Consider the following 25073-nt stretch of genomic DNA (forward strand, 5'->3'; position numbering starts at 1 on the left):
GGCTGCCGTTTGATCAATGGGGAATTTCGCCGTCGCGCATCGACGGCGGGCTCGACCGCGTCCTTCGGTGAGGATCCGGATCGCAGCCTCGCGAGATCGGGAACCAACATGTCAGGAACCATCAAACGACGGGTCGCCGCCGGCGCTGCATCGCTCTTGGTCTGCGGGATCAACGGCGCCGCATTCGGGCAGACGACCGCGCCGACAACGACGCTTCCGGACATCACGGTGACGGCACCGCAGCGCCACACCGCGCCAGCCGGGTCAAACAAGCCGAAGACGCGCGTTGCGACCGGAGGCGGTCGCCGCGCGCGAAGAACCGGCGCGGTATCGGCTACGCCGGAATCTCCAGAACAGACCGAGGCGCAAGCCGTCGCAAGCCAGAACACACGGCTCGACTTGGCCCGCGCCGCGCTGCTCGCACCCACCGGCGCCAACAGCTACCAGATGAACCAGCAGCGCCTCGAGTCGCTGCCTCAGGGCACCGACACCACCCTGGACAAGGCCCTGCTGCAGGCGCCCGGGGTCTCGCAGGACTCGGCCGCAAGCGGCGAACTGCACGTGCGCAACGAGCACGCCAACCTGCAATACCGCATCAACGGGATCATGCTGCCGGACGGCGTCGGCGCGTTCGGCCAGATCATCGACACCGGGATCGTCGGCAGCATGGCGCTGATCACGGGCGCGCTGCCCGCGCAGTATGGCCTGCGCACCGCCGGTGTGCTCGACATCCAGACCAAGGCGGATGCCTTCAACAATTCCGGCAGCGTCAGTGTCTATGGCGGCAGCCACGGCACCTTCACCACACGCGTCGACTACGGCGGCACGATCGGACAAACCCAGTACTACGTCTCCGGCCGCTATTTCGGCAGCGATATCGGCATCGAGAACCCGACGCCGGCCTACAGCGCCATCCACGACCGGACGGACCAGGAGAAGGGCTTTGCCTACGTGTCGACCGCGCTCGATCCGACCAGCCGGCTGACCTATATCGGCGGCGTCTCCAACGGCGGCTATCAGATCCCCAACAATCCCGGCCAGGCTCCCGCCTTCACCGCCTACGGCGTCTCGAACTTCGATTCCGCGTTGCTCAACGAACGGCAACACGAATTCAACCAGTTCAACGTCGTGGCCTATCAGAAGTCGGGCGACGGGTTCGACTACCAGGTCGCCTATTTCAATCGCTACAGCCAGCTGCACTTCATGCCCGATCCGGTCGGCGATCTCGTCTTCAACGGGGTGGCGTCGGACGTGTATCGCCAGAGCTTCATCAACGGCATCCAGGAGGACACCTCCTACCGGTTGGGCTTCGCGCACACGCTGAAGTTCGGGGTTTCCTTCAGCGGCGAACGCACGCTAGTCAACAATGGCTCGACCGTGCTGCCGCTCGACGATTCCGGCAACCCGATCGATGCGCCGCTCTCGGTGTTCGATTCCAGCGCCAAGACCGGATATCTGTTCTCCACCTACATCGCCGACGAATGGAAGATCACGAACCAGCTCACGCTCAATGCCGGCCTGCGCTTCGACCAGATGTGGCAATATGTCGATGCCAACCAGCTGAGCCCGCGGATCAGCCTGACATGGAAGCCCTATGACGGCACGACCTTCCATGCCGGCTATGCGCGCAATTTCACCCCACCCGAGCAGGTGCTGGCTGCCCCGACCAATCTGGGACTGGTGCAAAATACGACGGCGCAGCCGGCGACCACCGCCAATGACCCCGTGCTGCCGGAGCGCTCGCACGTGTTCGACATCGGCGTCACGCAAAAGGTCTATGCGATCCCCGGCCTCGAGGTCGGCATGGACGCCTATTACAAGATCGCGACCGATCTGCTCGACGACGGCCAGTTCGGCCAGGCCTACGTCCTGACCGCCTTCAACTATGCGAAAGGCACCAACGAAGGTGTCGAGCTGACGGCAAGATACGACCACGACAATTTGCATCTCTACGGCAACGTCGCCATCGCAAAGCAAGTCGCCACCAACGTTGTATCGAACCAGTACCTGTTCGATCCGGTCGCGCTCGCCTTTATCGCAAACAATTATATCAACACCGACCATGCGCAGACGCTGACCGCATCGGTGGGCGGCTGGTACCAATGGCACGACACCAAGTTCAGCGCGTCGGTGATCTACGGCTCAGGCTTGCGCGCCGGCTTTGCCAATACGGACACGGTGCCGCCCTACGCGCAGGTCAACGTCGGTGTCTCGCACGATTTCCACATTGTCGCACCGAACAAGCCGACCACGCTGCGCTTCGACGTCGTCAATTTGTTCGACACTGTCTACCAGATCCGCGACGGCTCCGGCATCGGCGTGTTCGCGCCGCAATACGGCCCGCGCCGCGGCTTCTATGCCGGCATCACGCAGAAGTTCTGATGGAAGGCCAGAGTTCGCGACACCTAGAAGCAGGCGCGGCGTGAGGCGCGCGCCCGCCGTGCCGGCTCACAGTTCGGCGACCAGTTGGACCAGCTGGTCTCGCAACCAGACATGAGCCGGGTCGTGATGGTAGGACGCATGCCACAGCAATGACACCGTGACGTCCTTCACCTTCACCGGCGGCGGACTGAGGCTGAGCCCGAGATCGGCGGCGAAGCGGCGCGCCAGCCGCGCGCCCATGGTGACGATCACGGGAGCTTGCGCCACCAGATACGGCACGGTCAGGAAACGCGGCGTGGTCAGCGCAACGGAGCGCTGCAGACCGAGCTCTTCGAGCGCTTCATCGACGAAGCCGCGCGCGCTGCGCCCCGGCCGCAGGCTGGTCAGTACGTGCGGAAGCCGGATGTAGTCCTCAAGCGAGATGGGCGGCGTGACACCGGTCTTCTCGGCATTGAACATGCAAAGAAAGCTCTCGGTGAACAGCACGCGCTGCTTGTGATGCAATTGTCCCTGCTGGATCGGCCCATAGGAGAGCGCGAGATCCACTTCGTCGGCGTCGAGGTCATCGAGCAGCCGGGACGTATCGACATTATAGAGCCGCAGGTGAATGCCCGGCGCGATCTCGCGCATGCGCGCCAGGAGGCGCGGCACGATCAGGATTTCCATACTGTCCGACAGGCCGAGCCTGAACGTCCGCACCGCCGTGGCCGGATCGAAAGTCTGGTCGCGCAGCAGCACCGCCTCGACCTGGGCGAGTGCGGTCCGCACCGGATCGAGCAAGGTCATCGCGCGCGGGGTGAGGCGCATGCCATCGGGCCCTCGCGTGAGCAGCTCGTCATCGAACAGTTCGCGCAGGCGGGCGAGATTGTGGCTCATCGCGGATTGGCCGATGCCGACGGCGCCTGCCGCCCGGGTCACGCTCCGTTCGGTGAGCAGCGCATTGAGATGAACAAGCAGGTTCAGGTCGATCCGACCCAGATTGACGGCATCAATGGCCATTATCGATCCCATCTGTTTGATCGATGATCATAGCCTGACCATCTCCTCCGGCAAGGGAGCAGACGGGCCATCGCTCGCCGCCCAGATTCTGACACTCAAGCCAATGGAGGATCCCATGTCGATCCGCAGTTCAGTTCTCGCCGCCGCGTTCACCCTCGCCTCACTTGGCGCCTCGCTTGGGGCCGCAGAGGCGCGCGACCTCAAGCCGATCGAGGCCCAAAGCATCCATCTGGGCAACGTATCCGGCGTCGCCTACTACACGGTCGAGCCCGACGGATATCGCGTCGTGACCACGCTCGCACAGGGCGAGGCCGGAACCCCCGTCCGCTTCGTCTCGGTGCTGGCGCCCGGTCAACGTGCCCTGCTCTCGACGCCGAACCAGGCAGGCGCACTGGAGATCAGCCGGAACGGCGACAGCGTGACCGTCCGCAAGTCGGGCGCACTCTCCAATTAGCCCCCACAGCGGAGCCTTCCATCACTTGGTGCAGGAGCGACAGATGTCCACGATCCACCTTCATCGGACGACAAGCTTGACGCCCGAGCAGTACGTCACCGGTCTCACCGACTTCGGGCCGGGCCGCTCCAAACTGTTCGGCAACAGCGCCGACGCCTATCTCAAGGTGCATCATCGCGGCCCCTCGGATGCTGACGTGACCGAAGGCTCGAACGGCATCTGGGAGCGTTTGCACTACGACTGGTCCGATCCCGACCATGTCGTCCTGACAACGACCGACTCCAATGTGTGGGGCGGCAGGTCGGGCCACACCTACACCTTCGCGCGGCGGTCCGATGGCACGACCGACATTGACGTGGTCGTGGTGCGCGACGGCAAGAATCTCAGGGGATGGGTCCTCGGTCTCGTGCTCGGGTCGATCGGCAGGAGCGTCCTGGAGAAAGCATTCGAAAACTCCGTCAAAGCCATCGAGCAGCGGCACCCGGACGCGCTTCAGGAGGCACGGATTGCCGCCTAGACGCGGAGCATTGAAAGTATTGCTCCGAGATCAATGTTTCTATTGTACCGAGCAATGTACCGGACCATATCTAGTTCATCGAACGCATTGCACCGGGGAAGCCCGGTGCAAGCCGAATGGAGACAACTGAAATGGAGATCAATTATCTCGATACGTTCCTGGCATTCCTCGGAATGACCTTCGGACTGGTCTCGGTGATGCCCGGCCTGTTTTTCCAGCCCAAGGTCGAGGTGAAGCGCGCGACAAGGACGACCTCGACCCGCGCCGGCAACAGCAGGCGATGACGCGCTGCAGCTTTCGGACCTACATCACGCTGAAGTTCTAGCCCGCGACAAGCAGCTTCTCTTTCAGCAGTGCCGTCAGCCAATCGGCAAACACCTGCAGCCGCCGCGACAGATGCTGGCGGTGCGGATAGAGCAAGGTCATCGGCATCGGCGTGGCGCGATGCTGCGGCATAAGTTCGACGAGCTCTCCGGCATCGAGATGCCGCTTCACGTCGTAGGCCGGAATCTGGATCAGCCCGAGGCCGGCGAGGCAGCAGGCGATATAGGCCTCGGCGCTGTTGACGGTGACACGGCCGCGCATCGCGATCGTGCGCGACGCGCCCTGCTCACACCATTCCCATTCCTCGATGCGGCCGGTGGAAGGCGAGGCGTAGTTGACCGCCCAATGCGCGCCGAGATCATCCGGCGTCTGCGGCGTGCCGTGGCGCGCGAGGTATCCCGTGCTCGCGACGTTGATCAGCGTCAGATTGCCGAGCGGCCGCGCGATCAGGCCGGAATCGCCGAGCGGGCCGACGCGCACCACGCAATCGGCGGAGTCCGCGATCAGGTTGATGGCGCGATCGGTGACGCCGAGATCGATGTCGATCTGCGGATAGCGATCGAGGAAAAAGGGCAGCGCCGGCGCGATGATCAGGCGGCCGATCCGCCCGGGCACGTCGACCCTGAGCCGGCCCGACGGTTCGGCGGCGGCATGGCGGAACAGGGTCTCGGCCTCCTCGACATCGGCGACGACGCGCAGGCACCGTTCGTAGAACGCCGCGCCATCATGGGTGGGCGACACCTTTCGCGTCGTTCGATGCAGCAGCCGGGCGCCGATGCGCTGCTCCAGCTCCGCGACCGCTGACGAGACCGACGAGCGCGGCAGCCCGAGCGTGTCGGCCGCCCGCGTAAAGCTCGCGCATTCGACGACGCGGGCGAAGATGCGGAAGAGATCGATGCGGTCCAAGATCGGGCCCCGATTGTTCGCCATTTCTGACAAGTGACGTCAGAATGCATGGCTTTATCGGCAAATCCTAGACGATATCGTGGCCTCCAGAAAGCGGCCGCAGGGCGCGGCCGCACGATCCGGAGAGCCGAACGCCATGCCCGTCCACAGCATCAAGGATAAGACCGTCATCATCGCCGGCGGTGCCAAGAACCTCGGCGGCCTGATCGCGCGCGATCTTGCGGCCCACGGCGCGAAGGCGATCGCGATCCACTACAACAGCGCTGCGACCAAGGCCGACGCCGACGCGACCGTCGCCGCGATCAAGGCTGCCGGCGCCAACGCGGTCGCCTTCCAGGCCAACCTCACGACCTCGGGCGCGATGGAGAAGCTGTTCACTGATGCCGTTGCTGCGATCGGCCGTCCCGACATCGCGATCAACACCGTCGGCAAAGTGCTGAAGAAACCGATGGTCGAGATCTCGGAGGCCGAATACGACGCGATGAGTGCGGTCAACGCCAAGTCCGCGTTCTTCTTCCTCAAGGAGGCCGGCCGTCACGTCAACGACAACGGCAAGATCTGCACGCTGGTGACGTCGCTGCTCGGCGCCTACACGCCGTTCTATGCCGCCTATGCCGGCACCAAGGCGCCGGTCGAGCATTTCACCCGCGCGGCCTCGAAGGAATTCGGCGCACGCGGCATCTCGGTGACTGCGATCGGCCCCGGCCCGATGGACACGCCGTTCTTCTATCCGGCCGAAGGCGCGGATGCAGTCGCCTATCACAAATCGGCAGCGGCGCTGTCCGGGTTCTCGAAGACCGGCCTCACCGACATCAAGGATATCGTGCCCTGGATTCGCCTCCTGGTGTCGGACGGCTGGTGGATGACCGGCCAGACCATTTTGGTCAACGGCGGCTACACCACGAAGTGAGGCCGTCGTTCCCTGCACGCCTTTCCTTGCAGGGGACCAGTCCGCCGGCGGAATTTGACCGCCGGTTTGGCCGGCGATATCTTTCGCCCCGCTGGGCCCTTCGCAGTGACGGTCTATTCGAGGCGCACATGGAATGGTCGACCAGGCCGGCCCGTCCGGATCAGCCCTTCGGCAGTTGGGCCGACGACCTCGCAGCTGCCTTCGTGCGACTGGAGCCGCGCAGGATTGCCGAGGAATCGTTTGCGGGCGCGATCTGCAAGGTCGACGCCGCGCCGCTGCAGATATCGCGCGTCACGGCGAGCGGGCACATCGTGCACCGGCTCGCCTCGCACATCGCTGCGAGCACCGACGACCTCTGCTTCGTCAACCTCCAGCTCGAAGGGCTGGGGCGCACCTCGCAGCGCGGCCACGAGCAGATCAGCGCCCCCGGCGATCTCGCGGTTGCCGATACGACGCAGCCGTTCGAGATCGCCCACCGGCATCACTTCAAGCTGTTCTGCTTTGCCGTGCCGCGTCGCCTGTTGCCGGACACGCTGTTCGATCGCCCGCGGCTTGGCCTGTCTGCGACCGAAACCGGCCGCGCGCTCTCGCGGACGCTGGCGAGCTACGCCGAGCTCTGCCTGAGCGGCGGTCAAATCGCAACAACCTCGGCGATGCTCGGCACGCACATCGCCGAGCTGATCGCGCACGCACCCGACATCCTCGCCGACATGGCGGCGGAGCGCGTGCATACGCCGGTGCTGCTGTCGATGATGCTTGACCATATCGCCCGCCACAGCGAGCACCCCGAGCTCGGTGCGCCGGCGCTGGCCACGAAATTCCGCTGCTCCGAGCGTTACGTGCACCGCCTGTTTGCGAGCACCGGCCGTTCCGTGGGCGAGCACGTCAACGAACAGCGGATCGCCGCGTGCACGCGCGCCCTGCTCGATCGCACCTCAGCGCACAAGACCATTGCCGAAATCGCCTTTGCCGCGGGCTTCCGCGACATCTCGCATTTCAACCGCCTGTTCAAGCGCCACAATAGCCTCGCCCCGCGCGAGTTCCGCCGCGCCGCCGCGCACTGAAGCCCGATGAGATTTGGTTCACTCCGCGCCAAGAAATCGGGCACTGCCGTCCAAGATTTCCTGACCACACCGCGATAGCCATAGCCCGAACCGCCGACACGGAGGGCATTGGCATGGCGATCGATTTCACGCTCACCGCACAGCAGCGCGAGCTGCAGCTCGCCTCCCGTAAGTTTGCCAGGGAGGTGCTGGCCGAGGCCAGGGCCGCCGAAAAGCTGGCGACGCCCGAGCAGCGCTTCCTCGCCACCAAACCGACCTACGAGGCGATGGTGGCGGCCGGCTATCTGCGCAAATGCATTCCGGCGCCGGCGGGTGGCGACAATGCCGGCATGATCGACATGGCGATCCTGGCCGAGGAATTCTACAGCGTGAACCCCAGCGTGACGCTCACCATGCTCGGCAGCGTGCTCGGCCTGCTGCCGCTGCTGCTCGGCGGCACGCCGGAGCAGTGCCAGCGGCTGCTCGCGCCGTTCCTGAAGACCAGCGGCGCGCCGCTCGCCGCCTTCTGCTCCAGCGAACCGGGCGGCAGCGCCAACGCCGCCTCGCCGCCGCCCGGCGAGGGCGTCCGCACCACCGCCCGGCGCGAGGGCGACAACTGGCTGATCAACGGCCGCAAGAAATGGGTGTCCTCGGCCACCGGCTGGAATCGCGAGGGCGCCGATCTTCTGACCATCGTGTGCCGCACCGATCCGGCAGCAGCGCCCGATGCGGGCATCTCGATCATTGCCGTGCAAGGTCCGGTGAGCGGCCTTGTGTTCGAACGCGCGATCGACAGCGTCGGTCATCGCGCGCACCTCGTCCCGCAGTTTGGCTTTCAGAATGTCACGGCGCCGCACCACAATCTGCTCGGACAGCAAGGCTCAGGTCTGGCGCTGACCGCGGCGGCGTTCACCGGCACCGCGGCGCTGGTCGGAATCTTCGGCGTCGCGCTGATGCGGGCGGCCTTCGCGTTCGCGCTGGATTTTGCCCGCAGCGAAAAACGCGGCGGCGTCCACCCCATCATCGAGCATCAGGCGGTCGGATACGCGCTCGCCGATGCCAAGACCACGATCGAGGCGGCACGCACTCTCAGCTGGCGCGCCTGCCATGCCCTCGACACCCAGTCGCCCGCGGCCGAAGAGCTGGCGGTGCAGGCCAAGATCTTCGGCTCCGAGTCCGCCGTGCGCGTGATCACCGATCTGATGCGGGTGGTCGGGATCGACAGCTATGATCATGAGGCGCCATTCGGCGGCCTGCTGCAGGACGCGCTCGCGCTGCCGATCTTCGACGGCGGCAATCTCGGCATCCGGCGGCGGCAATTACATACGATGTTCAAGAGCCGCGACTACAGCCCGCTCGCCGCAAGCGGCGCAGCGTAGCGCGAAAAGGAGTGCAATCATGAGCACAGAGCGGAAAGTGGCAGTCGTCACCGGCGCATCGCAGGGGATCGGCGCCGGCCTCGTTCAGGCCTTCAGGGATCGCAACTGCCGGGTCGTCGCGACGTCACGCTCGATCAAGCCGGCCGCCGATGCGGATATCGTCACGGTGGCGGGCGACATCGGCGCAGCCGATACGGCAGAGCACGTGTTCAAGGCGGCGCTGGAGCGTTTCGGCCGCGTCGACACGCTGGTCAACAACGCCGGCATCTTCATGGCGAAACCATTCACCGCCTATACGCAGGATGACTACGCCAGCTACATCTCGACCAACGTCACCGGCTTTTTCCACATGACCCGGCGCGCGCTGGAGCTGATGAGCAAGCAGGGCCACGGCCACGTCGTCACCATCACGACAAGTCTCGTCGACCAACCGATGAGCAGCGTTCCCGCCGCCCTCGCCTCGCTGACCAAGGGCGCCCTGAACGCCGCAACCCGCGCGCTCGCGATCGAATATGCAAGGACCGGAATCCGCGTCAACGCGGTGTCGCCCGGGATCATCAAGACCCCGATGCACCCGGCGGAGGCGCATCAAGCGCTGGCGGCGCTCCACCCGGTCGGCCGGATGGGAGAGATCCCCGACATCGTCGACGCGGTGCTCTACCTCGATGGCGCAGGCTTCGTGACAGGAGAAGTGCTTCACGTCGACGGCGGACAGGCCGCCGGCCACCACATGCCGTAGCAGGCGATGCCCGGACCACGTTGCCGCTCCGCGCTACTTCGCGGCCTCGCGGCGCACGAACGCGGCGTGAGATGCGGTGGACGCCGAATGCGCAATTGACGCGTGCGCAAATTCAGTGTCGTCCCGGCGCAGGCCGGGACCCATAACCACCGATGGTGATTATTGCGCGAGGCTGGGGCCACAGCTTTCCTCACCAACCCAATCCTGTGGTTATGGGTCCCGGCCTTCGCCGGGACGACGATTGTGCATGCGGTCCCGCCGCAAACCTCGTTGCGGCGCAACAATCAAAATGAGACTGCCCGTTAAGCACCTCCGCAGTGACGACATCCGCGCCGCGCCTGGCTTCGGCTAGCTTTGCCGGCAAACAACCGGACGCCCATCAGCCTTCGTCAGGCCATGTGGACGCCGGTGACAACACAGAGGGAGGAGAGCGATGTTGAAAGGCAGTTTAGGACTGATTGCGTTGAGCAGCCTGTTGCTTTCGGGCACGGCGTTCGCCCAGGAGAAGATCAAGGTCGGCGTCACCGCGACGCTCGAGGGCACCTATACGGTGCTCGGCGAGGACGGCATGCGCGGCCACCAGACCGCGCTCAACGTGCTCGGCAAGAAGATCGGCGACAAGGAGCTCGAGTTCGTCGTCGCCTCGACCGACGCGACGCCCGACTCAGCGGTGCGCGCGGTGCGCAAGCTGATCGAGCAGGACAAGGTACAGATCCTGCTGTCGCCGCTGTCCGGCGACGAAGGCATCGCGGTGAAGAATTTTGCCAAGACCCATCCGGAGCTGACCTTCGTCAACGCCGCCTCCGGCGCGCAGGAGACGACCTATGTCGATCCCGCGCCGAACTTCTTCCGCTACAACATGGACGGCGCGCAATGGCAGGTCGGCCTCGGCAAATATGCCTATGAGACCAAGGGCTATCGCAAGATCGCGACGGTCGGCGAGGATTACTCGTTCATCTACACCCAGGTGTTCGGCCTGGTGCTCGAGTTCTGCGGCGCCGGCGGCCAGGTCACCAACCGGCAATGGGTGCCGCTCGGCACCAAGGACTTCGCCTCTGTCATCGCCGCCCTGCCCGACGATGTCGATGCGATCTATCTCGGCCTCGGCGGCGCCGACGCCGTCAACTTCCTCAACCAGTATCAGCAGGCCGGCGGCAAGGCGCATCTGATGGGCGGCTCGATCATGATCGACCAGACCATCCTGTCGTCGAAGGGCAGCGCCAAGAACGCGCTGATCGGCACCATCGCCGCGAGCGGCCAGGCCGATACCTGGGAGGATCCGGGCTGGCAGAAATTCGTGAAGGCCTATCAGGACTCGTTCCCGGAGAGCAAACGCTTCCCGAGCCCGTCGCTGCTCGCCACCAACTATTACGGCTCGACCATGGCGCTGATCCTGGCGCTGCGGCAGGTCAATGGCGATCTCTCCAACAACCAGGCCAAGCTGAAGGACGCACTGGCGAAGATCGAGATCGACGCCCCGAACGGCAAGATCAAACTCGACGCCAACCGCCAGGCGATCGGCACCAATTTCGTCACCGAGGTGGTCGACGACGGCAAGGGCGCGCTGTTCAGCAAGGTCGTGAAGGTGATCCCGAACGTCAACCAGACGCTGGGCTACGATCCGGCGGTTTTCGCCAAGATCGGCCTGCCGAGCCGCACGGTCCCGGAGTGCAAGAAGTACTGACGTATTTGTTGCAGGTGCGAGCAAGCCAGCCGTGACGGAAGCGCGCGGTTGCATGAACAGCCCTGCTCGCCCTTGCTTTCCGCGGGCGGATGATGAACGCTTGTCGAAAAGACAAGAACATCCCGCGGGAGGGGAGGCATGAGCAGGGCGCTTGCCGTCTTCCACGGCCGGTTCGGTCGCGCGACGGTCTATCAGTTGAACCGTCCCTTCAACGTGCATGCGCACCGCGAAGGGCACCTGATCTTTCATGTCGGCGGCACGCCGGCGCAGATCGACGTCTCCGAGCAGCGCCTGCTGCTCAAGGACGACACCGTGGTCGCGGTCAACCCGTGGGAACCGCACAATTTTCTGCCGACCGACATGGACCACGGTGCGATCTTCTTCGTGCTCTATGTCAATGCCGAATGGTTCGCGCCGCAGCCCGCGAGCGCGCAGGGCCTGCGGTTCGGCCGCACCTTCTTTCCGCGCACCGAGGCGCTCGACCGGCTGATCCGCCGCACCGCAGCACTGGTGTGCGGCGCGCCGTCGCTGCGCAGCCTCGACTGCGAGCTCCGGCAGCTGATCGACTCCTGCTACGAGGAGAGCTGGCAGGCGGCGCAGGACGCGCCCGCCGCCGCCGCGGTGACCGATTTCAGGGTGCGCAAATCGATCAAGCTGATGTCGGAAAGCCCCGGCGCCGAGATCGAGCTCGATGCGATCGCGCGCGAAGCGGGGTTGTCGCGGCCGCATTTCTACCGGCTGTTCCGCACCCAGACCGGCGTCACCCCTCACCTCTACATGAACACGCTGATCATGGAGCAGGCGCTGGATGCGCTGGTGGCGACCGAAGCGCCGATCGCCGATATCGGCTTCGATCTCGGCTTCTCCTCGCAGAGCGGTTTCACCCGCTTCTTCGCAGCCAATGTCGGCATGGCCCCGACCGACTATCGCCGCGCCGCCAAGGTGTTGCGGCCGTGAACAAGTTCCGCACAACGATGGAGCAGCGATAAAAGATACTCTCGATCAAATCCGCCGCCTTTGCCCTCGGTAGGATGCAAGGATACGCGGCCCGGCAGACGGTCGCGACCACTGAGGGAACGCGACGGAGATGGCCAGGTTCATCGAACGCCATCCGGCCTGGGCGCTGATCGTGATCATCGCGGTCGCGGTGCTGCTGTGGCTGGTGTTCGCGATCTGGCCGCCGGGGCTGGAGGCCGCGATCGGCCGCAAGCGCGTGTTCCTCAACGCGGTGCTGAACGGCATCACGCTCGGCGGGCTGTATTTCCTGGTAGCCAGCGGCTTCACGCTGATTTTCGGCCTGATGCGCAACGTCAACCTCGCGCACGGCTCGCTCTATCTGTTCGGCGGCTATATCGGCTACGCCATCAGCACCTGGACCGGGTCGTGGATCCTGAGCTTCATCGTCGCCTTCATCGCGGCGGCGCTGGTCGGCGTGATCCTGCAGCTCGCCGTGTTCCGCCGCATGGAGGGCCAGGACCTGCGGCAGACCATGGTGACGATCGGGCTCTCGATCGTGTTCGCCGATCTGATGCTCTGGGTGTTCGGCGGCGACTTTTACCAGGTCCAGACCCCGAGCTGGCTGATCGGCCCGGTGCAGCTGCCGCTGCTGACCGCGGTGAAATCATCCGGCGAGCCGGTCTATCTGCAATATCCGCTGGTGCGGCTCGTGATCTTCGCAGCCTCCGTCGTGATCGGGATCGCGATGTGGCTGGCGCTCAACCGCACGCGGATCGGCATGATCGTGCGCGCCGGGGTCGACGACCGCGACATCCTGGCCGCGACCGGGGTGCGGATCCAGCTGGTGTTCGTGCTGGTGTTCGCACTCGGCGCGGGCCTTGCCGGCATCGCCGGCGTCGTCGGCGGCACCTTCCAGTCACTCTCGCCGGGCGAGGACACCCGCTTCCTGCTCGCCTCGCTGGTGGTCGTGATCGTCGGCGGTATGGGCTCGATCCCGGGGGCTGCGCTCGGCGCCGTCATCATCGGCCTCGCCGAGCAACTCGGCTCGGTCTACATCCCGACCTACGCCATCGTCGTGACCTTCCTGATCATGGTCGTGGTGCTGGCGCTGCGGCCGCAGGGCCTGCTCGCGAGGCGATGAGATGTCGTTGCTGCAGAGCACCCAGTTCCGCCCCGATCCCTCCGCCAACGCGACCCGCCGCGCCTTGATACGCGCCTGGCCGGAAATCCAAAATCCGGCGGCCTGGCTGGTCGCGCTGCTCCTCGTGATCATGCCGCTGATCGCCAACGGCTTCTTCCTGATCGAGATCTTCGCCACCACGCTGATACTCGGCATCATCGCGCTGAGCCTGATGTTCCTCGCCGGCTATGGCGGCATGGTCAGCCTGATGCAGCTCACGATCGCGGGCTTCGCCGGCTACATGGTCGCGGTGTTCGGCATGAGCGGCAACGCCAATATCAGCCTCGGCTGGCCGTGGTGGCTCGCAACGCCGATGGCGCTGGCGCTGGCGACGCTGTTCGGCACGCTCGGCGGCGCGCTCGCGGTGCGCACCGAGGGCATCTACACCATCATGATCACGCTCGCGATCGGAGCGGCATTCTACTACTTCACCAACCAGAACTGGGCGATCTTCAACGGCCATACCGGCATCAACACCGTCGCGACCCCGCATTTCTGGGGCGTCGACTGGCGCGCCGATATCGCCTTCTACTACGTGACGCTCGGCGTCGCCGCGATCTGCTACTTCGCCGTCCAGTATGTCTCGCGCGCGCCGTTCGGCCTCGCGCTGCAGGGCGTCCGCGACAACCCCCGCCGCATGGCGGCGCTCGGCTTCAACCCCAACGCCCACCGCATCGCGGCCTACGCCTTCGCCGCCTTCATCGCGGCACTCGGCGGCGTGTTGCAGGTCTGGAACTACCGGCAGATCTCGCCCGGCTCAGTCAGCGTCGGCGCCTGCATTGACGTCCTGATCATCGCGGTGGTCGGCGGCATCACGCGGCCGATCGGTCCCTTCATCGGCGCGCTGATCTTCGTGCTGCTGCGCACCTTCGCGCTCGACGTGCTGATCAAGTTCGGGCTCGACGGCAACCGCTTCCGCCTGCTGATCGGGCTCGGCTTCCTCGCCATCGTGTTCTGGTCGTCGGACGGCGTGATCGGCCTCTGGGAACGCTGGCGGCGGCATAGCGCATCCGCGACGCAACGTTCGGGCGGAGGCCGCCATGGATAGCGTCGCGCAGCGGCTGTCCGTGGTCGGCGCCGGCGCGGCGCTGGAGCTGCGCGGCGTCACCCGGCTGTTCGGCGCGCTGGCGGCGCTAACCGACGTCACCATCACCGTGCGGCCCGGCGAACGCCGCGCCGTGCTCGGCTCGAACGGCGCCGGCAAGACGACGCTGTTCAACTGCATCACCGGCGACTTCCCGCCCTCCTCCGGCACGATCCGCTTCTTTGGCGAGGACATCACCCAGTTCCCGCCCTATGAACGCATCCGCCGCGGACTGCGCCGCACCTACCAGATCTCGGCGCTGTTTCCCGGCCTCACCGTGCAGGACAACGTCTATCTCGCCTGCCGCGGGGTCTCGCGCGGTCGGTTCTCGTTCCTGCGCCCGGGGCAGAACGATGCGCTGATGCACGCGACCGAAACGCTGGTGCAGGCCGTGCACCTTGCCGGCGTCAAGCACCAGCGCGTCGCCGAACTGGCGCATGGCCAGCAGCGGCAGCTCGAGATCGCGCTTGCACTGGCCGGCGCACCCCGCTTCATCCTGTTCGACGAGCCGGCGGCGGGACTGTCGCCGACCGAGCGGCGCGAGCTGATCGAGATCCTGACCTCGCTGCCTGCGCATATCGGCTACATCATCATCGAGCACGACATGGACGTCGCGCTGCGCGTCGTCGAGAGCGTCACGATGATGCACAACGGCCGCATCTTCAAGGAAGGCCTGCCGCGCGAGATCGAGTCCGATCCCGAGGTGCAGGAGCTTTATCTCGGAGGCGGCCATGAATGACCGCCGCCCCGCGCCCGCGCTCGAGGTGAAGGGCCTCGACGTTTACTACGGCCATTCGCATGCGCTGCAGGGCGTCGACCTCACGCTCGATACCGGCGTGTTCTCGGTGGTCGGCCGCAACGGCATGGGCAAGACCACGCTGTGCAAGGCGATCATGGGCCTGGTCCGCGCCAGCAGTGGCTCGATCCGGATTCGCGGCGAAGAGGCCACGCGGCTGAATCCGGCGCGGATCGCCCGGCTCGGCGTCGGCTATGTGCCGCAGGGCCGGCGGCTGTGGCGCTCGCTGACGGTCGACGAACACCTTGCGCTCGCCGGCGGCCTGCGCCGTGGCGCCTGGAGCATCGAGCGCATCTACGACACCTTCCCGCGCCTCGCCGAGCGCAAGAACAACGGCGGCAACCAGCTCTCCGGCGGCGAGCAGCAGATGCTCGCGATCTCGCGCGCATTGCTCACCAATCCGCAACTCCTGATCATGGACGAGCCGACCGAGGGACTTGCGCCTGTGATCGTCGCGCAAGTCGAGGACATGCTCGTGCGCCTCGGCGAGGAAGGTGACATGTCCGTCCTGGTCATCGAGCAGAACATCGGCGTCGCGACCGCGGTGTCGCACAACGTCGCCATCATGGTCAATGGCCGGATCAATCGCATCATCGACTCCGCCCGCCTTGCGACCGACCGCGAGCTGCAGCAGCGGCTGCTCGGCGTCGGCACCCACGGCGCTGACGAGATCGATGCCGAGACGGCGCCGAAAAAAGCTGAGGCGGCCGGCGCGCCGCAGCCGGAACGCAAGGGTCCGACTCGCATCTACGTCTCCAATCCCGTGCTGCCGACACGCTGGTCGCAACCGGTGCCGATCGCCCGTATCGAAGCCGCTGCGCGGACGCAGTCCATCGCCGTCACGCGTCTCGAGGAAGCAACCCGCTCGCGGCGCGAACCGGCGACGTCGAGGACATCGGGGCCGCCGGTCGTGCTGGTCGTCGGCACGCTCGATACCAAGGGTGCGGAGCTGCGCTTCATCCGCGATATCATCGCGGCCAGCGGCCTGCGCACCCGGCTGGTCGACGTCTCGACCAGCGGCAAGGCGGCGAGCTGCGACGTCACCGCGCAGGAGATTGCCCTCAACCATGGCCGTGGCGGCTCCGGCGTATTCGGCGCCGATCGCGGCGCCTCGGTGACCGCGATGGCGGAGGCATTCGAACGATGGCTGCGCCGCCAGAGTAATATCGCCGGCATCATCTCCGCCGGGGGCTCGGGCGGCGCGTCGCTGGTCGCGCCGGGCATGCGCGCGCTTCCGATCGGCGTACCGAAGCTCATCATCTCCTCGGTCGCGTCCGGCGACGTCGGTCCCTATGTCGGTCCCGCCGACATCACCATGATGTATTCGGTGACCGATGTGCAGGGCCTCAACTCGATCTCGCGCACGGTGCTCGGCAACGGCGCCCATGCCATGGTCGGCATGGTCAAGGCACGGCTCGAGGAACAGACCGGCAAGCCGCGCGATACAGGCGCTCATCTTCCGGCCATCGGCATCACCATGTTCGGCGTGACCACGCCGGCCGTGCAGAAGATCGCGGCTGACCTCCGCGAGGATTTCGAGTGCCTCGTGTTCCACGCCACCGGCGTGGGCGGCCGCTCGATGGAGAAGCTGGTCGAGTCCGGCCAGCTCGCCGGCGTCATCGATCTCACCACGACCGAGGTCTGTGACCTCCTGATGGGCGGCGTATTCCCGGCGACCGGCGATCGTTTCGGCGCCATCATCCGCAGCCGCGTGCCGTATGTCGGCTCGGTCGGCGCGCTGGACATGGTGAACTTCGGCGCGCCCGACACGATTCCGGAGCGCTACCGGCAGCGCAAATTCCACATCCACAATCCGCAGGTCACCTTGATGCGGACCACGCCGGAAGAGAACGAGCGCATGGGCCGCTGGATCGGCGAACGCCTCAACCAGATGGACGGGCCGGTGCGTTTCTTTCTGGCCGAAGGCGGGGTCTCCGCGCTCGATGCGCCCGGCCAGCCGTTCTGGGACCCCGATGCCGACACGGCGCTGTTCCGCGCGTTGGAGCAGACCGTGCGCCAGACCGGCAACCGCCAGATCATCCGCATCAAGCGCAACATCAACGATCCCGAGTTCACCGCCGCCATCGTCAGCGCGTTCCGTCCGCTGCTCGGACGCGCCGGTAGCCGGCGGAGAGTGGCGAGGTGACCCATGCCCAGGTTTGAACGCGCGGCGCTGCTGAAGAAGTTTCACGCCATGATCGCACGCGGCGAGCCGATCGTCGGCGGCGGCGCCGGCACTGGCCTATCGGCAAAATGCGAGGAGGCCGGCGGCGTCGACCTGATCGTGATCTACAATTCCGGCCGCTACCGCATGGCCGGCCGCGGCTCACTCGCCGGACTGATGCCCTATGGCGATGCCAATGCGATCGTCGTCGAGATGGCCGGCGAGGTGCTGCCGGTCGTGACCAAGACGCCGGTGCTCGCGGGGGTCAACGGCACCGATCCGTTCCGCGACATGGACGTGTTCCTCGACCAGTTGAAGGCGATCGGCTTTGCCGGGGTGCAGAACTTCCCGACCGTCGGCCTGATCGACGGCACCTTCCGCGCCAATCTCGAAGAGACCGGGATGTCCTACGCGCTCGAGATCGACATGATCGCGAAGGCGCATGACAAGAACATGCTGACCACGCCCTATGTATTCAGCGAGCAGGAAGCGACCGCGATGGCAATCGCGGGCGCCGATATCATCGTCTGCCACATGGGCCTGACCACGGGCGGCACGATCGGCGCGCAGACCGCGCTGAAGCTCGCCGACTGCCCCGCCCGCATCGAGGCCTGGGCCGAGGCCGCGCTCAGCGTCAATTCGAACATCATCGTGCTCGCGCATGGCGGCCCGATCGCGGACCCCGCGGATGCCGATTTCATCATGAAGAAGACCCGCAACTGCCACGGCTTCTACGGCGCCTCCTCGATGGAGCGCTTGCCGGTCGAGCGGGCGCTGACGGATCAGGTTCGCAAGTTCAAGGCGATCGGCGCGCGCTAGCCGCCGTGACCAAGGGAGGAAGACATGTCAGGGATGCTGGTCGGTGAATTGATCCTCTGGCTCATCGTCGCAATCGTCGCGATCGTCATCATCGTCTATGTGGTGAACTGGCTCTACCACCGTTCATCGAAGGAAACCTCCTTCGTCCGGACCGGTTTCCTCGGCGAACGGGTGGTGATCAACGGCGGCGCCTTCGTGCTGCCGTTCATCCACGACTACACGCCGGTCAACATGAACGTGCTGCCGATGGGGATCGTGCGCTCCAGGCAGGATGCCGTCATCACCCGCGACCGCATGCGCGTCGACATCGAGGCCGATTTCTACGTCCGGGTGCAGGCGACCCGCGAGGCCGTCTCGATCGCCGCCGCCACGCTCGGCCGCCGCACCATGGAGCCGGAACAGCTGCATACCCTGCTCTCGGGCAAGTTCATCTCCGCGATCCGCTCCGTTGCTTCCGAGATGACGATGGAGCAGATGCACGAGCAGCGCGGCGAGTATGTCGCCCGCGTCAAGGCCAACGCCGCCGAAGCGCTGGCGCAGAACGGCCTCGAACTGGAATCGGTCGCGATCACCGATCTCGACCAGACCGACCTCGAATATTTCAACCCCTCGAACCGCTTCGACGCCGAAGGCCTGACCCGCCTGATGGAAGACATCGAGGCCAAGCGCAAGCTGCGCAACGACATCGAACAGGACTCGATGATCAAGATCCGCTCCCGCAACTTGGAGGCCGAACGCCAGGCGCTGGATATCGAGCGCGAGAGCGAGACCGCCCGCCTCGAGCAGGAGCGCGACATCGAGATGCGCCGCGCCTTGCAACGCACCGAAGTCGCCCGCGAGCGCGCGCTGCGCGAGACCGAGGCCGAGCAGGCCCAGATCACCGCGCGCGAAGCCATCGAGAAGGCGCGCATCGCCAATGAGCAGGCCATCACCGAAGCTCGGATCGCCTCGGAGCGCGAGACGCGGCATCGGGAGATCGAGCGCACCCGCGCGGTCGAAGAACGGGAGTTGCTGGCGCGTGAGGAGATCGAGAAGGCGCGGATCGCCAACCAGCGTTCGGTCGACACCACCCGCATCGCCTCGGAACGCGAGGTCCGTCAGCGCGAGATCGAGCGGATGCGCACGGTGGAGGAAGCCGAAATCGCGGCCCGCGAGTCGATCGAGAAGGCTCGCATCCAGCAGGACCGCGTCGTCACCGATGCCCGCATCGCCAACGAAGAAGAAACCCGCCGCCGCGAGATCGAGCGCACCCGCGCCGTCGAGGAGGCCGAGATCGCGGCTCGTGAGGCCACAGAGAAGGCGCGCATCGCCCAGACCATGACTGTTAATGTCGAGCGCATCTCTTCCGACGAACGCACCCGCGCGCTGGAAATCCAGCAGGTGCGAACCATCCAGGAAGCCGAGATCGAGGCGCAGAAGTCGGTCGAAGCCGCTCGGATCATCAGAGAGAAGACGCTGGCGGCCGAGCGCATCGCCGCCGATCACATCACGCGCAAGCTCGAGATCGAGCGCAACCAGGCGATCGAGATCGCCGGGATCACCGCGCGCGACGCCACCGAGGCGTCGCGGATCGCCCAGGAGGAACATGTCCGCTCCCTGGAGATCGCACGCACCCGCGCGATCGAGGAAGCCGACATCGCTTCGCGCGAATCGATCGAGGCCGCGCGCATTTCGCAGGAGAAGTCGGTCGCCGCGCAGCGCATCCGTGCCGAGCGCGAAACCCGCGCGCTCGAGATCGAACGCACCGGAGCGATCGAGGCCGCCGAGCTGAAGCGCCGCGACGCGGTCGAACGCCAGCGCATCGATGTCGAGCTGGCGCTGGAGAGCGAGCGGATCACCTCCTCCAGGACCCGCGAAGTGCTCAACATCGACCAGAAGCGGGCGATCGAGCTCGCCGACGAGGAACGCGTGATCGCGCTCGCCGCCAAGCGTTCTGAGCGGATCGACGCCGACCGGCAGGTCAAGCAGGCCGAGATCACGGCCCGCAAGGAGGTCGAGACCACCGACGTGACCCGCGAGCAGGCGCTGGAGGCCGCGCGGATCGAACGGCGGCGCTCGATCGAGCAGCTCGAGGTCGCCCGCAATCAATCGCTGCAGGAGGCCGAGATCGCGGCGCGTGAAGAGGTCGAGCGCGCCCGCATCGCCTCCGACCGCGGCCTCGACGAGGCCCGGATCGGCCGTGAGCGCGAGCTGCGCAAGCTCGAGGTGAACAGGGAGAAGGACGTCGAGACCGCGCTGATGGAGAAAGCCATCGCGCTGCACCAGAAGTCGCTGGAGGAATCCGCGGCGCGCGCCGCCGCCGAGGACGCGAGGGTCCACGCCACCGAAGCGGCCGAGCGCGTCGTCACCGCACGCGAGAGCGAGATCGCCAAGCGGCGCAAGACCGTCGAGGTTCTGCTCGCCGAGAAGCAGGCTGAGGAAACCAGGATCGCGGCCGGGGCCGAACGGGTCCGTGCCACAGTCGAGGCCGAGGCGCAGCGCCTGCTCAACGAGGCCGAGAACGTGCTGACCGACCAGGCCCGCTACTCACTGTTCCGTCGCAAGCTGCTCGACCGGATCGAGGGCATCGTGCGCGAGAGCGTCAAGCCGATGGAGAAGATCGAGGGCATCCGCATCCTCCAGGTCGACGGGCTCAACGGCAACGGAAATAGTGGCGGTTCCGGTCGCAGCGCCACCGACGAGGTGATCGACTCGGCGCTGCGCTACCGCGTGCAGGCGCCGCTGATCGACTCGATTCTGTCGGACATCGGCGTCGAAGGCGGCAGCTTGGCCAAGATGCCCGGCCTGATCCGCGAGGCCCGCGACATGCAGGGCATCAAGGACTCCGCACGCAAGAGCGGCGGCGACGCCAAGCCGGCAGCACCCGAAGGCGGCGGCGAGCCGCGCCCCGAACGCACGCCGCGCAAGAAGGACTGAGCTCGCAACATGGCACGGGTTTACGTCTCTACTGTCGTCAACGCCCGCAACGATCGGGTCTGGGCGCGCGTCCGCGATTTCAATGGGCTGCCGAACTGGCACCCTGCGATCGCGGAGAGCCGGATCGAGGGCGGCGAGCCCTCAGACAAGATCGGCTGCGTCAGGGATTTTCGCCTGCGCAACGGCGATCGCATCCGCGAGAAGCTGCTCGGCCTGTCTGACTACGACATGTTCTGCACCTACTCGATCCTGGAATCGCCGATGGGCGTCGAGAACTATGTCGCGACGTTGCGGCTCACGCCGGTCACCGACGGCGACCAGACGTTCATGGAATGGACCGCCGAGTTCGACTGCGCGTCGGAGCGCGAGACGGAACTGGTCAACAATATCGGCGGCGGCGTGTTCCAGGGCGGCTTCGACGCGCTGAAGCGGGCGTTCGGAGGGTAGGCCGTGCCGCACATCGTCAAGAGCACGATCCTGGATGCACCGACCGATGCGGTGTGGGCCGTGCTGCGCGATTTCAACGGCCATGACCGCTGGCACCCGGCGGTGGCGACCAGCGGCATCGAGCGGGCGCAGCCGTCCGACAAGATCGGCTGTGTCAGGCGCTTCAAGCTGAAGGATGGCGCCGAGCTGCGGGAGCAGTTGCTGGCGCTGTCCGACCTCGAACAATCGTTCAGCTATTGCCTGCTCGATACACCGGTCCCGATGTTCAACTACGTGGCGCATGTCCGCCTGCTGCCGGTCACCGACGGCGACCGCACCTTCTGGCACTGGGAGTCGCGCTTCACGACGCGGGCCGAGGACACGGATCGCATCACGCACATGGTTTCGGAAGACATCTACCAGGCCGGCTTCGACGCCATCCGCCGGCATCTGAAGGAGGCCGCGTAAGCGGGGTAGGACATCATGCCAGTCACGGTGAAGACCTTCACCAGCACCAATGAGGCCGCGGCGGCGCTGTCGTCGGATCGCAGCGCCCGCTATCTCGGCGGCGGCACGCTGGTGATGCGGGCGCTGAACGAGGGCGACATCTCGATCTCGACCGTCGTGCGCGCCAGCGACCAGGCGATGACGCGGATCGACGCGTCCGGCTCGCGTATCACGCTCGGCGCCGGCGTCACCTTCGCGCGCATCCTGGCCGAGCGCGATCTCGGCTTCCTGCACGGCCCTGCCCGCTCGATCGGCGGACCGGCGGTGCGCAACATGGGTACGGTCGGCGGCAATCTGTTCGCACCCGTGCCGTATGGCGACTTCACGGTCGCGATGCTCGCGCTCGACGCCGTCGTGTCGGTGCAGGGTGGGCTCGGCGGCCGCGAGATCGGAATCGAGGAATTCCTGCAATCGCGCGACCGGCAGGCCGGCACACTGGTGCTCGCGATCTCCTTTGCCAAGCCCGGCAGTGCCGATGCCTTCCGCTACCGCAAGATCGCGCGGATCAAGCCCAAGGGCGGCGCGGTGATCACGCTCGCGGCCCATCTGCCGGTCAACGGCAGCCGGATCGTCGGCGCCCGCGTCGCGCTCGGCTCGATGGCGCCAACTCCGATCCGCGCTCGCGCTGCCGAACGCGCGCTGGAGGGGCGGTCGCTCGACACATCCACGATCAATGCGGCGGCCGCGGCTGCCGTCGAAGGAACTTCGCCCACCGACAATGCGCTCGCCAGCGCCTGGTATCGCCGCGAGATCGTCGGCGTCCATCTCAAGCGCCTGTTGTCCGGTCAGGAATAAATCGCGATGGCCAAGACCCCTCTCCAATTTCAGCACAACGGCCGTGACGTCGCGATTTTCGTCGATGGCGGCACCAATCTTCTGGTCGCGCTGCGCGAGCTGATCGGCGACATGACGCCGAAATTCGGTTGCGGCCAGGGCGGCTGCGGCACCTGCAGTGTGCTGATCGATGGCGAGCTGCATCTCTCCTGCCTGACGCTGGCCGAAACAGTCGCCGGCCGCTCGGTCGAGACGCTCGACGGCATCAAGGACGGCCCCAACCTGCACCCGCTGCAGCGCGCCTTCGCCGACAATTTCGCCGCGCAGTGCGGCTACTGCACGCCGGGCATGCTGATGGCCGCCAAGGCGTTGCTCGACCGCAATCCACAGCCGAGCCGCGCCGAGGTCGTCGAGGCGATCTCCGGTAATATCTGCCGCTGCACCGGCTACGAGCCGATCATCAACGCCGTGCTGGCCGCCGCTTCCGGCGGCCAAGCTCGCGCGTAAGGGAACAGTGCCATGCTGGAATTGCGCAAGGACCTCTTCGCCGACGAGCGCGACGATAATCTGAAAGAAATCGGCAAGGGCACACAGCGCCAGGACATGCTCGGCCATGTCACCGGCACCTCGCCCTATTTCGACGATCACAAGCTGCAGGGCATGCTGCACCTGAAGGTGGTCCGCAGCGCGCATTCCCATGCACGATTGCGGCGCATCGACACGTCGGAGGCCGAGCGGTCGCAGGGGGTGCGGCGCGTGATCCGCGCCTCCGACGTGCCGCACAATTTGAACACGCTACTCAGCCTGATCAATTTCGGCAAGGACGATGAGCCGTCGCTCGCGGTCGACAAGGTGCGCTACAAGGGCGAGCCGATCGTCGCCATCGTCGCCGACAGTCCGCGCGAGGCGTTTGAAGCCATTGCGAAGGTCAAGATCGACTATGAGCCGCTGCCGGCGGTGTTCGACGTTGAAGACGCGCTGAAGCCCGGCGCGCCCGTGGTCAACGAGGTCTATCCCAAGAACACCTTCACTTATCACGAGACCTATGATCGCCAGCAGTTGCGCTTCGGCGACGCCGACCGCGCCCTGGCCTCGGCCGACCATGTGCTGGAGCAGCGCTACCAGATGTCGCCGATCGAGCACGCGCCGACCGAGACCAACGGTTCGATTGCCGCACCCGACACCAACGGCCGCTACATCGTCTATACCTCGACGCAGGCACTATTCTTCTCGGTCGATACCTGCGCCAAGATCCTCGATGTACCCTCCAACACCTTCCATTTCATCGGCGGCACGGTCGGCGGCGGCTTCGGCGGTAAGGTCGATACTCTGACGGAGCCGCTCTGCATCCTCGGCGCGATGCTGACCGGACGACCGGTGCGCTACGTATTCGGGCGCGAGGAGGAGATGCAATACGGCCCGCCGCGCGGTGCCGAGCGCATCTACATCAAGGACGGCGTGATGCGGGACGGCCGCGTCGTCGCCCGCAAGGTGCGCGCCTATTTCGACAGCGGCGCCTATACGCGGCTGTCGAGCTATGCGGCGGTGAAATGCGCCGCCCATCTGCCCGGCCCTTACACGATCCCGAACGTCCATGGCGACGTCTACTGCGTCTTCACCAACCGCACGCCGGCGACCGCGATGCGCGGCTTCGGCGTCACCGCGATGGATTTCGCCATCGAATGCCAGATGGACAAGCTCGCCCATCTCGTCGGCATGGACCCGATGGAGTTCCGTATCCTCAATGCGTATCGCGACGGCGACATGAAGGCGCATCGCCGCGAGGCCAAGAACACCGCGCTGATCGAATGCGTGCAGGTCGCCGCGGAGAAGGCCAAATGGCCGCTCCGCGAGGAGTTCAAGCGCATGTCGTCGCGCAAGGATGGCGGCGGGATCCGTGCCGCCGTGACGCTGACGCCGCGCGAGACGCATGCGCCGTCGGCCGCACCGATCCAGCAGCGCACGACGTATGACCGCGCGCCGGCCGCGACCCGCGAGCCGCCACCACCGCCGCCTCCCTCACCGCCAACATCACCTCCGCCACTGCGGCCGAGCGCGCCGTCGCATGGTGCCACCCGCTTCTCATCCGTCTTCGGCACCAGGAGGCGCTGAC

23 protein-coding genes are annotated in these 25073 nt (G+C 66.0%); 21 read left to right on the forward strand and 2 right to left on the reverse strand.

Annotation, left to right across the window (positions count from 1 at the left end):
* The first annotated feature begins 108 nt into the window (after window positions 1–108).
* A complete protein-coding gene (locus tag ACVIGB_RS22510; RefSeq protein WP_456720992.1) occupies window positions 109–2382 on the forward strand; it encodes a TonB-dependent receptor in 2274 nt (757 codons plus the stop codon).
* A gap of 66 nt (window positions 2383–2448) precedes the next feature.
* On the opposite strand, the gene ACVIGB_RS22515 is transcribed toward ACVIGB_RS22510, so the two are convergent.
* Window positions 2449–3381 (reverse strand): LysR family transcriptional regulator, encoded by a 933-nt coding sequence (locus ACVIGB_RS22515; protein ID WP_456720991.1) that lies wholly within the window; start codon window positions 3379–3381, stop codon window positions 2449–2451.
* On the opposite strand from ACVIGB_RS22515, the gene ACVIGB_RS22520 reads away from it, so the two are divergent.
* The 3 genes from ACVIGB_RS22520 (at window position 3374) to ACVIGB_RS22530 (ending at window position 4636) form a co-directional block, all read left to right on the forward strand.
* Window positions 3374–3835 carry a hypothetical protein gene (locus tag ACVIGB_RS22520; protein WP_456720990.1) on the forward strand — a complete coding sequence of 154 codons (462 nt, stop codon included), beginning with the start codon at window positions 3374–3376 and terminating at the stop codon, window positions 3833–3835. The genes ACVIGB_RS22515 and ACVIGB_RS22520 overlap by 8 nt on opposite strands.
* 43 nt (window positions 3836–3878) lie before the next feature.
* A complete protein-coding gene (locus ACVIGB_RS22525) occupies window positions 3879–4352 on the forward strand; it encodes a hypothetical protein (protein ID WP_456720989.1) in 474 nt (157 codons plus the stop codon).
* 116 nt (window positions 4353–4468) lie between these two features.
* Window positions 4469–4636, forward strand: a complete 168-nt coding sequence (locus ACVIGB_RS22530; protein ID WP_456720988.1) for a hypothetical protein — start codon at window positions 4469–4471, stop codon at window positions 4634–4636.
* A 37-nt stretch (window positions 4637–4673) separates the two neighbouring features.
* Here the strand turns inward: ACVIGB_RS22530 and ACVIGB_RS22535 are convergent, their stop codons facing one another.
* Window positions 4674–5582 carry a LysR family transcriptional regulator gene (locus ACVIGB_RS22535; protein WP_456720987.1) on the reverse strand — a complete coding sequence of 303 codons (909 nt, stop codon included), beginning with the start codon at window positions 5580–5582 and terminating at the stop codon, window positions 4674–4676.
* Window positions 5583–5718: 136 nt separating this feature from the next.
* Between ACVIGB_RS22535 and ACVIGB_RS22540 the strand changes: the two genes are divergently transcribed.
* The 17 genes from ACVIGB_RS22540 to ACVIGB_RS22620 all read left to right on the forward strand — a co-directional run bounded on the left by ACVIGB_RS22540 (window position 5719) and on the right by ACVIGB_RS22620 (window position 25072).
* The gene (locus ACVIGB_RS22540; RefSeq protein WP_456720986.1) at window positions 5719–6492 is read left to right on the forward strand and encodes an SDR family oxidoreductase; all 774 of its coding nucleotides are present in this window, start codon (window positions 5719–5721) and stop codon (window positions 6490–6492) included.
* A 128-nt stretch (window positions 6493–6620) separates the two neighbouring features.
* Window positions 6621–7556 (forward strand): helix-turn-helix domain-containing protein, encoded by a 936-nt coding sequence (locus tag ACVIGB_RS22545; RefSeq protein WP_456720985.1) that lies wholly within the window; start codon window positions 6621–6623, stop codon window positions 7554–7556.
* A 113-nt stretch (window positions 7557–7669) separates the two neighbouring features.
* The gene (locus ACVIGB_RS22550) at window positions 7670–8914 is read left to right on the forward strand and encodes an acyl-CoA dehydrogenase family protein (protein ID WP_456720984.1); all 1245 of its coding nucleotides are present in this window, start codon (window positions 7670–7672) and stop codon (window positions 8912–8914) included.
* A gap of 19 nt (window positions 8915–8933) precedes the next feature.
* Window positions 8934–9653 carry an SDR family NAD(P)-dependent oxidoreductase gene (locus ACVIGB_RS22555; RefSeq protein WP_456720983.1) on the forward strand — a complete coding sequence of 240 codons (720 nt, stop codon included), beginning with the start codon at window positions 8934–8936 and terminating at the stop codon, window positions 9651–9653.
* 433 nt (window positions 9654–10086) lie between these two features.
* Window positions 10087–11337: an ABC transporter substrate-binding protein gene (locus tag ACVIGB_RS22560; RefSeq protein WP_050401637.1), complete on the forward strand. Its 1251-nt coding sequence runs from the start codon at window positions 10087–10089 to the stop codon at window positions 11335–11337.
* Window positions 11338–11475: 138 nt separating this feature from the next.
* Complete coding sequence (locus tag ACVIGB_RS22565) at window positions 11476–12294, forward strand: helix-turn-helix transcriptional regulator (RefSeq protein ID WP_092124419.1); 819 nt, start codon at window positions 11476–11478, stop codon at window positions 12292–12294.
* A 130-nt stretch (window positions 12295–12424) separates the two neighbouring features.
* Complete coding sequence (locus ACVIGB_RS22570; protein WP_092124418.1) at window positions 12425–13435, forward strand: branched-chain amino acid ABC transporter permease; 1011 nt, start codon at window positions 12425–12427, stop codon at window positions 13433–13435.
* A 1-nt stretch (window position 13436) separates the two neighbouring features.
* Window positions 13437–14522: a branched-chain amino acid ABC transporter permease gene (locus ACVIGB_RS22575; protein ID WP_456720982.1), complete on the forward strand. Its 1086-nt coding sequence runs from the start codon at window positions 13437–13439 to the stop codon at window positions 14520–14522.
* A complete protein-coding gene (locus ACVIGB_RS22580) occupies window positions 14515–15297 on the forward strand; it encodes an ABC transporter ATP-binding protein (protein ID WP_456720981.1) in 783 nt (260 codons plus the stop codon). The genes ACVIGB_RS22575 and ACVIGB_RS22580 overlap by 8 nt, the downstream gene beginning before the upstream one ends.
* Window positions 15290–17500 carry a Tm-1-like ATP-binding domain-containing protein gene (locus ACVIGB_RS22585; RefSeq protein ID WP_456720980.1) on the forward strand — a complete coding sequence of 737 codons (2211 nt, stop codon included), beginning with the start codon at window positions 15290–15292 and terminating at the stop codon, window positions 17498–17500. The genes ACVIGB_RS22580 and ACVIGB_RS22585 overlap by 8 nt, the downstream gene beginning before the upstream one ends.
* 3 nt (window positions 17501–17503) lie before the next feature.
* Complete coding sequence (locus tag ACVIGB_RS22590) at window positions 17504–18337, forward strand: phosphoenolpyruvate hydrolase family protein (RefSeq protein ID WP_456659422.1); 834 nt, start codon at window positions 17504–17506, stop codon at window positions 18335–18337.
* A 24-nt stretch (window positions 18338–18361) separates the two neighbouring features.
* Complete coding sequence (locus ACVIGB_RS22595; RefSeq protein WP_456720979.1) at window positions 18362–21253, forward strand: flotillin domain-containing protein; 2892 nt, start codon at window positions 18362–18364, stop codon at window positions 21251–21253.
* A gap of 9 nt (window positions 21254–21262) precedes the next feature.
* Entirely contained in the window at window positions 21263–21700 is a 438-nt protein-coding gene (locus ACVIGB_RS22600) for an SRPBCC family protein (RefSeq protein WP_456720978.1), read from the forward strand.
* A 3-nt stretch (window positions 21701–21703) separates the two neighbouring features.
* A complete protein-coding gene (locus ACVIGB_RS22605) occupies window positions 21704–22147 on the forward strand; it encodes an SRPBCC family protein (protein ID WP_456720977.1) in 444 nt (147 codons plus the stop codon).
* A gap of 15 nt (window positions 22148–22162) precedes the next feature.
* A complete protein-coding gene (locus ACVIGB_RS22610) occupies window positions 22163–22981 on the forward strand; it encodes an FAD binding domain-containing protein (protein ID WP_456720976.1) in 819 nt (272 codons plus the stop codon).
* A 6-nt stretch (window positions 22982–22987) separates the two neighbouring features.
* Window positions 22988–23467, forward strand: coding sequence for a (2Fe-2S)-binding protein (locus tag ACVIGB_RS22615; protein WP_456720975.1), 480 nt, complete (start codon window positions 22988–22990; stop codon window positions 23465–23467).
* 12 nt (window positions 23468–23479) lie between these two features.
* Window positions 23480–25072 carry a xanthine dehydrogenase family protein molybdopterin-binding subunit gene (locus ACVIGB_RS22620; protein ID WP_456720974.1) on the forward strand — a complete coding sequence of 531 codons (1593 nt, stop codon included), beginning with the start codon at window positions 23480–23482 and terminating at the stop codon, window positions 25070–25072.
* Window position 25073: the final 1 nt, after the last annotated feature.

It is taken from the genome of Bradyrhizobium sp. USDA 4341, assembly GCF_054063755.1.